This is a genomic window from Nitrosomonadales bacterium, from assembly GCA_016716325.1.
In the GTDB taxonomy this organism is placed as follows: Bacteria; Pseudomonadota; Gammaproteobacteria; order Burkholderiales; family Gallionellaceae; genus Gallionella.
In genome coordinates this window covers 1034941-1048128 of record JADJWO010000001.1, presented here as the reverse complement: position 1 = coordinate 1048128, position 13188 = coordinate 1034941, and the positions used below count along the sequence as shown (strand labels likewise).

Below are 13188 nucleotides of genomic sequence, written 5' to 3'. Positions count from 1 at the left end.
GATAAGGATATTCCGGAAAGTTATACCCAATACATCAACCGGCACGGATCGCCGCGCAGCATTCATCTGCCAGTTCGGGGCCGCGATAGATCAGGCCGCTGTATAGCTGCACCAGCGCCGCGCCTGCCTGCATCTTCTCGACCGCATCCGCGCCTTTGAGGATGCCGCCGACGCCGATGATGGGCAATGTGCCATTCAGCTCGGCAGCCAGCGCGCGGATGACGGCGGTGGATTTGTCGCGCACCGGTGCGCCGGAAAGGCCGCCGGTCTCGTTGCCGTGCGGCAATCCTTCCATTCCCTCGCGCGACAGCGTGGTGTTGGTGGCGATCACGCCGTCGATGCGGTGTTTCATCAGCAATGCGGCGATCTGCACAATCTGTTCCGTGTCGAGATCGGGCGCGATCTTCACGGCCAGCGGCACGTATTTCCCATGCTGCTGCGCGAGCTTTTCCTGTTCCGCTTTCAGTTGCCCAAGCAGCGCGTCGAGTTCATCGCCGCCCTGCAACTGGCGCAGGTTTTTCGTATTGGGCGAGGAGATGTTGACGGTGACGTAGCTGGCATGGGCGTACACCTTGCGCAGGCCGATCAGATAGTCGTCCGCTGCTTTCTCGATCGGCGTGGCGGCGTTCTTGCCGATGTTGATGCCGAGGATGCCTTTGAATTTTGCGCGCTTCACGTTCTCGATCAGTGCGTCCACACCGTCGTTGTTGAAGCCCATGCGGTTGATGATGCCCCGTGCTTCCGGGATGCGGAACAGGCGCGGCTTGGGGTTGCCGGGCTGCGGCAACGGCGTCACCGTGCCGATCTCGATGAAGCCGAAACCGAGCGCCGCCAGTCCGTCGATGCAGTCGCCGTTCTTGTCCAGTCCCGCAGCCAGCCCGACCGGATTGGGGAAGGTCAACCCCATCACGGTGCGCGGGTCGTCCGCCGGGCGCTTGAACATCAGCGCGGTGAGACCGAGACATTGTGCGGTCTTCAGCCCGTCGAGGGTGACGTGGTGGGCGGCCTCGGGATCGAGTGCGAACAGGGCGGGGCGGAATAGCTGAAACAGGGGCATGTGTACCTCTAATAATTCAAAGTTCTAAGCAAGGCAAGGCGCGAGCAAGAAATTGCGACGCGGCATATGGACGATATGTAAGGAGCAATTTATTGTAAGCAACGCGGTATTGCGACGAAGTGGGGTAAGCAGGCAATCCGCAAAGCGGATGCTCGCAAATTTGGATTAGTAGAGGTGCGCATCACTGATCTTTCCTGGAAACGACGGGGATGGGGAACGGTTTTTTCTTGAATACTTCGCCGCGCGGTTTGCCGCGCCATTGCTCGGCAATGACATCGCCCAGTTGCAGGCACAGCAGGCCGAACAGTACGTAACCGAGTTGCGGGAACAGCGGGTTTGTCAGGTTGCCTATCAGGCTGCCGCCGGCGGCCTGATAGGTGTAAACGGAAAGATTGCCCACGATCAGCCCGGCCAGCGCGGTGCAGATCAAACGTCCCCAGTCACCGGATCTCAGACCAGAGAAGAGGGTGCTTTCGTGCCACAGCAGTTGCAGCGCGAGCAACAGCAGCAAGGGCGACAGCCACATCAGCCAGAACAAGTAAGCGGGCCAGGCCGCACCACCCAGCAAGCCGAGGGCGGCGACCGGGATGAGGCCGAATGCCAGGGGCTCGTTGCCGATCACGGGTAATGGGATGCCCCGCGCCAGATATTTGAGCCATCCACGGAGCGAGCCGAGCAACGCGCGGGTGATCGATACGGCGGGCGCCAGCAGCGCGAACAGGATGGAGAACAGCACTTCCGAGCCCCTCTGTGCGGTCGACCAGTTGGCCGCGAACAGGTTCAGGTAGACCAGCAGCCAGCCGAGCACGATACCTGCCGCACCGAGCGCCAGATGATATTTGAGCTGCATGGCGAGGGGGCTGTTGCCGGTGGTGATCTTGACCAGTTTGTTGATGAGCAACAGGTAGCTGATCAACATGAAGATACAGGTGATGGTTGGGCCGATGCTGATCTTTTCGGAGGATGTCCCCGTGTCGAGATCGCTCCATTCCGCGCCGCCCAGGAACAAACCCGCAGGCGGTAGCAGCAATAAGGTCAATACGAATATTCCCAGGCGTGTTTTCATCAGGATTCCCCCGTGGTGTCGTCGGGTGCGGGGATCTCGCGCCAGATGCCGTCCTGCAGGCCCTGCGCGGGCCGGTAGCGCGACTTGTAGGCCATCTTGCGGCTGCGCCCTATCCAGTAGCCCAGATAGACGAAATCCAGTTCGAGCTTGCGGCACATTTCAATCTGCCACAGCACGTTGTATATCCCGAAGCTCGTACCGGGCAGGCCGGGCTCATAAAAGGTATAGACGGAAGACAGGCCGTCGTCGAGCAGATCGATCACGCTGACCATGCGCAACGTACCCTGTTTTCCACGGGCCAGGCCGCAGGGCTCGCGGAATTCCACCAGCACCGAATCGACATGGCTCTGCATCAGGAAATTGCGGTACGACTCGCGGTCGTCGTCGTCCATGCCGCCGTCCGGATGCCGTGCGCGCTGGTAGCGCAGGTAGAGATCGTAATATTCGGCGCTGTCGTGCAGCGGGTGCAGGGTGGCTTCGAGATGGGCGTGCCGCGACCATGCGCGGCGCTGCGAGCGGCTCGGCACGAATTGTCCTGCCGGTACGCGCAACGGGATGCAGGCGCGGCACTCGTCGCAGCGCGGGCGATAGGTGTAGGTGCCGCTACGGCGGAAACCGTGCCGCACCAGTTCCGAATACACCGGGGGGCTGATCAGGAAGGCGGGTGTGGCGACCTGCGAGCGCGCCTGCAGGCCGTGCAGGTAGCTGCACGGGTAGGGCGCGGTCAGGTAGAGATGCAGCGCGGAAAGCGGGATGTCGTTCAGCAGACTCATGGGTAAAGATCGTCGTCGAAGCACCAGTGGTTGACCGGGTCATAGTGTATCAATTCCCGCAGCCGCGCGATGAACTCGCTGCGCGGAATTTCGCGGGCGCCCAGCGAGGACAGGTGCGGCGTGCTCATCTGGCAATCGATCATGCCGAACCTCCAGCGCACGAGCTGTGCGGAGAGATGTGCCAGCGCGATCTTGGAGGCATCCGGCTTGCGGCTGAACATGGATTCGCCGTAGAACATGCGTCCGATGGCGATGCCATACAGTCCGCCTGACAATTCACCATCCATCCACACTTCCACCGAATGCGCGTACCCCATGCGGTGCAGTTCGCCGTATGCGGTGATCATCTCTGCGCTGATCCAGGTGCCGCCCTGACACGGTGTGGCGGAGCCTTCTGGTGCGGGAAGGGCGGCTTGGCGGCTGCTCCCGCTCCCGTCGCTATCGCGCACCGTGTCGCAGCCGCCATCCGCACCCTTGCGCGGCGCGGCGCAGGCGCGCATCACCCGCTCGAACGCGGTATCCACGCGCACTTCATGGGTTGCCTTGCGTAACGTCTTGGCGAGCGAACGGGAGATGCTGAACTCATCCGGCATCAGCACCATGCGCGGGTCGGGGCTCCACCACAGGATCGGCTCGCCGGGATTGAACCACGGGAAGATGCCGTGCCGGTATGCCTCCAGTAGCCGGGCGGGAGACAGGTCGCCCCCGGCGGCCAGCAGTCCATCAGGCGACCGCAGGGCGCGTTCGACCGGTGGGAATGGCGTATCGTTGTCTAGCCATGGAATCATGAAAACAGCCTGCGCGGTATATTCAATCGGGACATTTTGTGTTTATATTGCCACGTATGGAAGTGATTGATTCGCGAGGTTGAAGATGTTTTCCGGTATTTTTGGCAAAAAGCCCGACCACCCCATGGCGGACATGAAGTCCGCGCAAGCGCTGCTGGATGACCTGCCGAGGAACGATGCGCACAAGGCGTTGATGGAACTGACCGAGTGGATCGAGTCGGTGATGGGCAATGCCGACTTCAAGCTGGACCACCAGTTTGCCGTGCTGAGCCTGCTCGACGAGACGGGGCATCCCCATGCGCGCAAACTGGCGCGCGAATATTTTGTGCCGCACGAATTGAACAAATTCCAGGAGAACCGCCTGTGGCTGGTGCTGGGTAATCTTTCCCGTCATACGGCCGGTGCATACATCACGCTGTTCGACCGTTATTGCCAGGGTGACAAGGGCAGCTCGGCGATCAAGGCATACGTTCCGATGATCGTGGCACGCGCAATTCATGCCACGGCTGGGCAGTTGAAGTATATCTGCGCGCGCTATGGCCCGATCGATGCCGCCATCTGGGCCAACCTGGCGAAACTGTATTCGCATGCCGAACAGCAGGGGTATCTGGATACGCCGGTTGCGTTGTATCCGGGGGCGCCGGAGACTTCGGTCAGGTGTCTGGTCGGGCAGACGTTGGCATGGTGCGGCAGCGGCGTCAATGCGTTGAGTCCGCTAAGCATGCATTTCACCGAACGCCTGTTCACCCAATATTGCGCCGATATCGACATCACCGTGCGCCAGGACGGGGCGACGGTGTTCAGTTTCGACCTGAACCGGCCGGTCGCGCCGATCCGCGCCAAGGTGGATGCGACGGAGCATCCGTCCCTGCGTTTCATCGGGCTGGCGAGGTTGCGGCCGAAACTGGAGGCCTTGCTCAAGACGCTGGACAAGAACGTCGTCCCGGACAGCATCAATCTGGGCGGGACATACGATGCGGAACTGGTGCGCGAGGCTGTTCAGTATCTGGTGAATTACCTGAACGAACCGCCGGTGCGGCGCAGCGTGCGGCGCTGGATCAGGGTCAGTCTGAACGTGGCGAACGGTTTCGCCAAGGTGCTTGAGCGCACCGATGTCGGGCTGAACTTTAACGCCGAGGAGCCGCAGCGCTGGGAGGTCGAGGATATCAGCACCGGGGGATTCCGCACTGTGCTGCCGGCTCAGGGGGCAGACGGCATACGCATCGGTAGCCTGCTTGGCGTGCAACCGGAGGGCGTACCGTCCTGGGGTGTGGCGGTGGTGCGGCGCTTGTCGCGCGACGAATCGAACCGGCTGCACGTCGGTGCGGAGATGCTGACCAGCCAGATCGACGGCGTTGCCTTGAGCCAGAGCGGCGGCGGGGGCGGCGGGTTCGAGGACGGACAGCCCGCGTTATGGTTGCAACCGAAACAGGGCGATTCGTCGGCAGAAACCAGGCTGCTGATGAAGGCAGACACCTTTTCCAACAACCGCAGTTTGCAGACCAGCCTGAATGGCAAAGGCTATCTGTTGATCCCGGCCGGGCTGCTGGAAAAAGGCCAGGACTACGATCTGGCCAGATTCCGCGTCATCGAGCAGGAAGTCGGCGGTTCCGAATAATTCTCCCAAGGGATCTTTGATAAGTCCGCCATGCGGGACTTAATCAGAGGTTCCCTAAGCTTTCTGTTTCAGCCAGGCCCCGATATCGCGCAACTCCTGCTCGCACACCGAGTGTTGCATCGCGTAATCGTGCCATTCCACGGCGTGGCCCAGTTCGAGCAGCGCATCCCTTGAAGCCGATCCCAGCGCATAAGGCACGACCGGGTCGTAGCGCCCATGCGCCATGAAGACCGGCAGATGCTGCGCTGCTGCTGCGCTTTCCTGCGCAACGGTTCCGGCCAGCGGCAGATAGGTGGATAGTGCCAGGACACCGCCCAGTATTTCGTTATGACGCAGCGCGGTATGCAGCGCGATGGCGCCGCCCTGCGAAAACCCGGCCAGGAAGATGCGGCACGGCTCGATGCCGCGGCCTGTCTCCTGGGCGATGAGCGCCTCGATGGCGCGTTGCGAATCGCGTATCCCCGCTTCGTCCTGCTGTGCGCCGATGTCCGTGCCGGCGATGTCGTACCAGGCGCGCATCACGAATCCGCCGTTGACGGTCACCGGGCGTTGCGGCGCATGCGGGAAGATGTAGCGCACGGCGAACGGCAGCTCCAGTTCGTCAACGACGGGAACGAAATCCTGCCCATCCGCGCCCAGCCCGTGCAGCCAGATGATGCTGTGGCGGGGCTGCTTGCCCGATTCCAGCGTGATATGCGGCAGGGTGGCGCTCATGCCGGTTCGGGGATGGCCTCGCGCAATACCTGGAAGATCTCGCGGAAACTCTTCGGCGGCTTCTGCAGTTCCTGTTCCTTCTTGGCATTGCGTATCAGGGCGCGCAAGCGCTGCACATCGGTCTGCGGATAGGCCGCGAGCAACTCGGTGAGTGCCGCATCGCTTTCCAGCAGGCGCTCGCGCCAGCGCTCCAGTTGGTGCATGTGGGCGGTATGCTGCCGGGATTTTCCCTGCCACGCGTCCAGCTTGGCGAGGATCGGGGCGGGATCGACCTCGCGCATCAGCTTGCCGATGTATTGGATCTGGCGGCGTTGCGCGCCGAAAGAATTGATCCGTCCCATCTCGCGTATCGCTTCGCGCAGCTTGTCGGGAAGATCGAGTTGCGCGAGCTGGTCCTTGCCCAGTTCGGTCAGTTCCTTGCCGAGGTCGCGCAATTCGTGCATCTGTTTTTTCACCCTGGTCTTGCTGGGTGGCAGCGCGGCTTCGTCGTCGTCCTGTTGGTGCGGGCTGTGCGGGTTCATGGTGTGCAATGAGGCATGGTGATGCTGATATGATACCGCCTTTCGTGATTTTCCCGCTTCGCATATGAACATACTCGTGCCGTCCATAACGCGTTCTGCCGTTGCCGAACAGGGCAGGTTCGCCCACTCCTCCGACGAGTTGCGCAACATCGCGCAGGACATGCTGGCGTATGCCCGGCAGCGCGGTGCATCGTCCGCGTCTGCGGAGATCTCCGAAGGGTTCGGTCAGGCGGTCACGGTGCGCCACGGCGAGGTGGAGACCATCGAATACAACCGCGACAAGGGCCTGGGCATCACCGTCTATATCGGCAGGCAACGCGGCAATGCCAGCACCTCGGATCTTTCGGCCAAGGCGGTGCGCGATACGGTCGATGCCGCGCTGTCCATCGCGCGCTATACCGCACAGGACGAATGCGCCGGCCTGCCCGATGCCGACCTGCTGGCCGGCGCCTGTCCCGACCTCGACCTGTACCACCCGTGGCTCTTGCCGGTCGAGGATGCGATCGCGCTGGCCGGGGAATGCGAGCAGGCCGCACTGGATGCGGACCGGCGCATCGGCAATTCTGAAGGCGCGACGGTGAACGTGCATGAGGCGCAGTTCGTGCAGGCCAACAGCCTCGGTTTCGTCGGCGGCTATCCCTCTTCGCGCCACAGCGTCAGTTGTGCGGTGATCGCGGGCAAGGGCGATGCGATGGAACGCGATTACTGGTACAGCGTGGCGCGCGACGCCAGGGATATCGTCGAGGTGCGCCAACTCGGGCGCATCGCGGCGGAGCGCGCGGTACGCCGCCTCAACGCGCGCCAGATCGACACCATGCAGGTGCCGGTGCTGTTCGAGGCGCCGGTCGCGGCCAGTCTGCTGGGGCATTTCGTCGGCGCGGTGAGCGGCGGCAGCCTGTACCGCAAGTCCTCGTTCCTGCTCGACCGCCTCGACCAGCCGGTCTTTGCGCCGCACATCAGCATCGACGACATACCGGACATTCCCAGGGGGCTCGCTTCCAGTCCGTTCGATGATGAGGGCGTGCGGGTGCAGTCCCGCACCGTCGTCGAAAACGGCGTGCTGCGCGGCTATTTCCTGGGCACCTATTCGGCGCGCAAGCTCGGCTTGCGCTCCACCGGCAACGCCGGCGGGAACCACAACCTGATCCTGCGCTCGACCAAAGGCCCGGCGCGCGGCACGGATTTCGGCGCGCTGCTGAAACAGATGGGGCGCGGTTTGCTGGTCACCGAACTGCTCGGGCAGGGCGTGAACCATGTCACCGGCGATTACTCGCGCGGCGCGGCGGGCTTCTGGGTCGAGCACGGCGAGATCCGGTATCCGGTGCAGGAGATCACCATCGCCGGCAACCTCAAGGATATGTACCGCAACATCGTCGCGGTCGGCAACGACGTGCTGGTACAGGGTTCGCGCCAGTGCGGCTCGATCCTGCTCGACGGGATGACCGTGGCCGGCAGATAGCCGGTCAACAGGCGGGATACAGCCCCTGCCGATGCGGCAACCGGCATTACCGGGCTTGCCGGGCAACATGGTAGAATCCGCGCCTTTCCCGTTTACCGTTATTTTTGGAAGGCTGCCATGTTCTCTAGCAAAAACACCCTTGCCCACACCGACCCGGAATTGTGGGCTGCGATCCAGGACGAAAACCGTCGCCAGGAAGACCACATCGAGCTGATCGCCTCGGAAAACTACACCAGCCCGGCGGTGATGGAAGCGCAGGGCAGCAAGCTGACCAACAAGTACGCCGAGGGCTATCCCGGCAAACGCTATTACGGCGGCTGCGAGTATGTCGACGTCGCCGAGCAATTGGCGATCGACCGCGTCAAGTCGCTGTTCGGCGCGGAATACGCAAACGTCCAGCCGAATTCCGGTTCGCAGGCCAACCAGGCGGTATACATGTCGGTGCTCAAGCCCGGCGACACGATACTCGGCCTGTCCCTGGCGCACGGTGGGCACCTGACCCACGGCGCGACGGTGAACGCCAGCGGCAAGCTGTACCACGCGGTCCAGTACGGGTTGAACGAGAAAGAGGAGATCGACTACGACCAGGTGCAGGCGCTGGCGACCGCGCACAAGCCGAAGATGATCGTGGCGGGCGCGTCGGCGTATGCGCTGGTGATCGACTGGAAGCGCTTCCGGGCGATCGCCGACAGCGTCGGCGCCTACCTGTTCGTGGACATGGCGCACTATGCCGGCCTGGTTGCGGCGGGCGTGTACCCGAGTCCGGTCGGCATCGCCGACTTCGTCACCAGCACCACCCACAAGACCCTGCGCGGCCCGCGCGGCGGCATCATCCTGGCCAAGGCGGAGTTCGAGAAAGTGCTGAACTCGGCGATCTTCCCCGGCATCCAGGGCGGCCCGCTGATGCACGTGATCGCGGCCAAGGCGGTGGCGTTCAAGGAAGCGGCCGGCAAGGAGTTCAAGGTCTACCAGAAGCAGGTGGTGGACAATGCGCGCGTGATGGCCAAGGTGCTGCAGGAACGCGGCCTGCGCATCGTGTCTGGCCGCACCGATTGCCATCTGTTCCTGGTGGATCTGCAAGCCAAGCACATCACCGGCAAGGATGCCGAAGCGGCGCTGGGGCGCGCGCATATCACGGTGAACAAGAACGCGATCCCGAACGATCCGCAGAAGCCGTTCGTCACCTCGGGCATCCGCATCGGCACCCCGGCGATGACCACGCGCGGCTTCAAGGAACTGGAAGCGGAAAAACTGGCGCACCTGATCGCCGACGTGCTGGACGCGCCGAACGACGAGGCGGTGACCGCGCGCGTGGCCGGCGAGGTGAAGAAGCTGACTACCCAGTTTCCGGTGTATGGAAACTAAAGCTGGTAAGTGGAGCGGCACTATGTGCCTTAGTGGGGAGTGGGGAAGCCACTTCCCACTTTCTACTTTCCACTCCCTGTTCACCAAATGAAATGTCCGTTCTGTAAACACGAAGACACCCAGGTGGTGGATACCCGTCTCAGTGAGGAGGGGGATACCGTGCGCCGCCGCCGCCGATGCCTGTCGTGCGACAAGCGCTTCACCACTTACGAGATGATCGAGTTGCGCATGCCGCAGGTGGTCAAGCAGAACGGCATGCGCAGCGAGTTCGACGAGGAGCGGCTGCGCACCAGTTTTGCGCGCGCGTTGCACAAGCGGCCCGTCCCCACCGAGATGGTGGATGCCGCGATCGATCGCGTGACGCAGAAGATCTTTGCTCTTGGCGAGCGCGAGATCGGTTCGCGCCTGATCGGCGAACTGGTGATGAAGGAGTTGCTCAAGCTCGACAAAGTGGCCTATATCCGTTTTGCCTCGGTTTACAAGAGCTTCCAGGATGTGGGCGATTTCACCGATGCCATCGACGCGGTGAGCAAAGCGCCGGCACGGCGTGCCACGGACAGCCTCGGGAAGAAAAAGAGTTGATGTTCACTGCCCGGGACAGCGCGTGGATGGCACAGGCCTTGCGGCTGGCGGAACTCGGGTTGTATGGTGCCAGCCCGAACCCGCGCGTCGGATGCGTGCTGGTCAGGGACGACACGCTCGCGGGGCAGGGTTGGCATCGGCGAGCGGGAGAAGCGCATGCCGAAGTCCACGCGCTGAACGAGGCGGGCGATGCGGCGCAGGGCGCGACGGCGTATGTGACGCTGGAGCCGTGCAATCATCACGGCAGGACGCCGCCCTGCACGGATGCGCTGATCGCGGCAGGCGTGGCGCGCGTGGTGGTGGCGGTGCAGGATCCGAATCCGCAAGTGTCGGGCGCGGGTATCGCGAAGTTGCGCGAGGCCGGGATCGCGGTCGATTGCGGCCTGATGGAAGCAGCGGCGCGGGAATTGAACATCGGCTTCTTCTCGCGCATGACGCGTGGCACGCCCTGGGTGCGCAGCAAGATCGCGATGAGCCTGGACGGGCGCACCGCACTGGGCAACGGGATCAGCCAGTGGATCACCGGAGAAGCGGCGCGCCATGACGTGCAGCGCTGGCGCGCACGTTCGTGCGCCGTGCTGACGGGGGTCGACACGGTACTGGCGGACGATGCGCGTTTGAACGTGCGCGAGATCGACACCCCGCGCCAGCCGTTGCGCGTGGTGCTGGACAGCCGTCTGCGCATCCCGCTGGACGCGCGCATCCTGTACGACGGCGGCACGCTGGTCTATGCCGCGCAGGGCGACGAACAGAAGATCGCCATGCTGCAGGACCTCGGCGCGACCGTGTCGGTGATGCCGGGCGACGACGGGCGGGTGGATCTGGAGGCCGTATTGCGCGACCTTGCGCAACGCGGTTGCAACGAAGTGATGGTCGAGGCGGGCAGCACCCTGAGCGGGGCCCTGCTGCGCGCCGGACAGGTGGATGAATTGCTGCTGTATGTCGCGCCGCAGTTGTTGGGCGATGCGGCGCGCAGTATGGTGAGACTGGGCGAGATGACCCGTCTGGAGCAGCGCATCGAATTGCAATGGCAGGATGTGCGGCAGATCGGCAACGACTTGCGCATCACGATAAAGGTGAAGGGATAAATCGGTGTTTAGTGGAATCATTGCAGATGTAGGCAACATCAAACAGGCAACCGACCGTGACGGCGGGCTGCGGCTGGAGATCGCGACACAGTCGCTGGACATGGGCGACGTCAAGCTTGGCGACAGCATCGCGGTGAACGGGGTCTGCCTGACGGTGATCGAACGCGCCACCCGTTCCTTTACGGTCGAAGTGTCGCGCGAGACGCTGGATTGCACGGTCGGCCTGGATGCGCAGGGCGCGCCGGTCAACCTGGAAAAGGCGCTGTGCCTCGCCGACCGGCTGGGCGGTCATCTGGTCAGCGGTCATGTGGATGGCGTCGGCGAGGTGGTCGAGTTCACCGACCTGGGGGAGAGCTGGAGACTGGTCGTGCGCGCCCCGCATGCGCTGGCGAAATACATCGCGATCAAGGGTTCGATCACCATCAACGGCGTCAGCCTGACCATCAACCGGGTGGAGGGCGACGAATTCAGCGTCAATCTGATCCCGCACACGCTGGCGATGACCAACCTGAAAAACCTGCGCGCGGGCGGCCGCGTCAATCTCGAAGTGGATCTGATCGCGCGCTACGTGGAACGCATGATGCAGAAAGAGACGCAATGACAGGGATATCGCCCACACCGGAAATCATCGCGGAGATCCGCGCCGGACGCATGGTCGTGCTGGTCGACGAGGAAGACCGGGAGAATGAAGGCGACCTGGTCTTTGCGGCGGAGTTCGCCACGCCCGAGATGGTCAACTTCATGGCCAAGCATGCACGCGGCCTGATCTGCCTGACGCTGACCGAGACGCATTGTCGCCAGCTCGACCTGCCGCTGATGGTGCGCGACAACGGCCTGGCGTTGGCGACCAACTTCACCTTGTCGATCGAGGCGGCGACGGGGGTGACCACCGGCATCTCGGCGGCGGACCGTGCGCGCACCATACTCGCGGCAGCGAACAGGGACGCCAGGCCGGCCGACATCGTGCAGCCCGGCCACATCTTCCCCTTGATGGCGCGCAACGGCGGCGTGCTGGTGCGCGCCGGACATACCGAGGCGGGCTGCGACCTGGCGCAACAGGCGGGACTGACACCGGCTGCGGTGATCTGCGAGATCCTCAAGGATGACGGCGAGATGGCGCGTCTACCCGACCTGATCGAGTTCGCCAGACAGCATAGCCTCAAGATCGGCACGATCGCCGACCTGATCGAATACCGCATCCAGAACGAGGCGCTGATCGAACGCGTCGCGCGCCGTACGGTACAGACCGCCTACGGCACGCTCGACCTGGTGACCTATTTCGACAAGACCTCGCAGCGCACCCATCTGGCGCTGGTCAAGGGCGACATCGTGCCGGACGAAGAAACCCTGGTGCGCGTGCATGAGCCGTTGTCGGTGATGGACTTCATCGAACAGGCGCATTATCCGAACTCCACCAGTGTGCATGACGCGCTCTCGAGGATCGGCAGATCGGAGACGGGCGTGCTGGTGCTGATGCACTATAGCGAGACCCCGGCGGACCTGCGCGCGCGCGCTGCCGGGATGGATGTGCATCCGGCGCAATGGGATCCGCGCAACTACGGTATCGGCGCGCAGATCCTGCGCGACCTCAATGTCGGCAAGATGTGCCTGATCGCCACGCCGCGCAAGATGCCGAGCATGACCGGCTTCGGCCTCGAGGTGGTGCGTTATTGTCAATCGAAGGAAAACACATGAAAGAGATCGAAAAGAACCTGGACGGCAGCGGGATGCGCATCGGAATCGTGCAAAGCCGGTTCAACAGCGAGGTCTGCGAAGGCCTGCTCGGGGAATGCCGCGCGCAACTGGTCAAGCAGGGCGTCGCGGACGGTGACATCACGCTGGCCACCGTGCCCGGCGCGCTGGAGATCCCGTTGGTGCTGCTTAATATGGCGGAGAGTGGCAAGTTCGACGCGCTGATCGCGCTGGGTGCGGTGATCCGTGGTGATACCTACCATTTCGAGGTGGTGTCGAACGAATCGGCGCGCTGCGTCGGCGACGTCCAGTTGGCCTGCGGCGTGCCGATCGCCAATGCCATCCTCACCACCGATACCGACGAGCAGGCAATCGCGCGCATGCGCGTCAAGGGCGGCGAAGCCGCGCTGGTCGCGATCGAGATGGCCAATCTGTTGCGGGATGTCGCCAGTGACGCGGAGTGAG

The 13188-nt window shown here is 63.2% G+C and carries 14 protein-coding genes; 8 read left to right on the top strand and 6 right to left on the bottom strand.

What is annotated here, in order from left to right; genetic code table 11:
- Positions 1-34: 34 nt before the first annotated feature.
- The 4 genes from IPM27_04935 to IPM27_04920 all read right to left on the bottom strand — a co-directional run bounded on the left by IPM27_04935 (position 35) and on the right by IPM27_04920 (position 3684).
- The gene (locus IPM27_04935) at positions 35-1057 is read right to left on the bottom strand and encodes a quinone-dependent dihydroorotate dehydrogenase (protein ID MBK9160893.1); all 1023 of its coding nucleotides are present in this window, start codon (positions 1055-1057) and stop codon (positions 35-37) included.
- Positions 1058-1238: 181 nt separating this feature from the next.
- The gene (locus tag IPM27_04930) at positions 1239-2123 is read right to left on the bottom strand and encodes a hypothetical protein (GenBank protein ID MBK9160892.1); all 885 of its coding nucleotides are present in this window, start codon (positions 2121-2123) and stop codon (positions 1239-1241) included.
- The gene (locus IPM27_04925) at positions 2123-2896 is read right to left on the bottom strand and encodes an arginyltransferase (protein MBK9160891.1); all 774 of its coding nucleotides are present in this window, start codon (positions 2894-2896) and stop codon (positions 2123-2125) included. Before IPM27_04925 ends, IPM27_04930 begins: the two co-directional genes overlap by 1 nt.
- Positions 2893-3684, bottom strand: a complete 792-nt coding sequence (locus IPM27_04920; GenBank protein MBK9160890.1) for a leucyl/phenylalanyl-tRNA--protein transferase — start codon at positions 3682-3684, stop codon at positions 2893-2895. Before IPM27_04920 ends, IPM27_04925 begins: the two co-directional genes overlap by 4 nt.
- A gap of 133 nt (positions 3685-3817) precedes the next feature.
- Between IPM27_04920 and IPM27_04915 the strand changes: the two genes are divergently transcribed.
- On the top strand, positions 3818-5302 hold the full coding sequence (locus IPM27_04915; protein ID MBK9160889.1) for a hypothetical protein: 1485 nt from the start codon (positions 3818-3820) through the stop codon (positions 5300-5302).
- A 54-nt stretch (positions 5303-5356) separates the two neighbouring features.
- Here IPM27_04915 and IPM27_04910 read toward each other — a convergent pair whose 3' ends face one another.
- Positions 5357-6016: an alpha/beta fold hydrolase gene (locus IPM27_04910; GenBank protein MBK9160888.1), complete on the bottom strand. Its 660-nt coding sequence runs from the start codon at positions 6014-6016 to the stop codon at positions 5357-5359.
- Positions 6013-6537 carry a DUF615 domain-containing protein gene (locus IPM27_04905; protein ID MBK9160887.1) on the bottom strand — a complete coding sequence of 175 codons (525 nt, stop codon included), beginning with the start codon at positions 6535-6537 and terminating at the stop codon, positions 6013-6015. The genes IPM27_04910 and IPM27_04905 overlap by 4 nt, the downstream gene beginning before the upstream one ends.
- 64 nt (positions 6538-6601) lie before the next feature.
- Here IPM27_04905 and pmbA point away from each other — a divergent pair, with 64 nt between their 5' ends.
- The 7 genes from pmbA to IPM27_04870 all read left to right on the top strand — a co-directional run bounded on the left by pmbA (position 6602) and on the right by IPM27_04870 (position 13187).
- Complete coding sequence (gene pmbA, locus IPM27_04900; GenBank protein MBK9160886.1) at positions 6602-7996, top strand: metalloprotease PmbA; 1395 nt, start codon at positions 6602-6604, stop codon at positions 7994-7996.
- Positions 7997-8113: 117 nt separating this feature from the next.
- A complete protein-coding gene (locus tag IPM27_04895) occupies positions 8114-9361 on the top strand; it encodes a serine hydroxymethyltransferase (GenBank protein ID MBK9160885.1) in 1248 nt (415 codons plus the stop codon).
- 87 nt (positions 9362-9448) lie between these two features.
- Positions 9449-9943, top strand: a complete 495-nt coding sequence (nrdR, locus tag IPM27_04890) for a transcriptional repressor NrdR (GenBank protein MBK9160884.1) — start codon at positions 9449-9451, stop codon at positions 9941-9943.
- A complete protein-coding gene (gene ribD, locus IPM27_04885; protein MBK9160883.1) occupies positions 9943-11031 on the top strand; it encodes a bifunctional diaminohydroxyphosphoribosylaminopyrimidine deaminase/5-amino-6-(5-phosphoribosylamino)uracil reductase RibD in 1089 nt (362 codons plus the stop codon). The genes nrdR and ribD overlap by 1 nt, the downstream gene beginning before the upstream one ends.
- 4 nt (positions 11032-11035) lie before the next feature.
- On the top strand, positions 11036-11632 hold the full coding sequence (locus IPM27_04880; GenBank protein ID MBK9160882.1) for a riboflavin synthase: 597 nt from the start codon (positions 11036-11038) through the stop codon (positions 11630-11632).
- Positions 11629-12726: a 3,4-dihydroxy-2-butanone-4-phosphate synthase gene (gene ribB, locus IPM27_04875; GenBank protein MBK9160881.1), complete on the top strand. Its 1098-nt coding sequence runs from the start codon at positions 11629-11631 to the stop codon at positions 12724-12726. Before IPM27_04880 ends, ribB begins: the two co-directional genes overlap by 4 nt.
- Positions 12723-13187, top strand: a complete 465-nt coding sequence (locus IPM27_04870; protein MBK9160880.1) for a 6,7-dimethyl-8-ribityllumazine synthase — start codon at positions 12723-12725, stop codon at positions 13185-13187. Before ribB ends, IPM27_04870 begins: the two co-directional genes overlap by 4 nt.
- Position 13188: the final 1 nt, after the last annotated feature.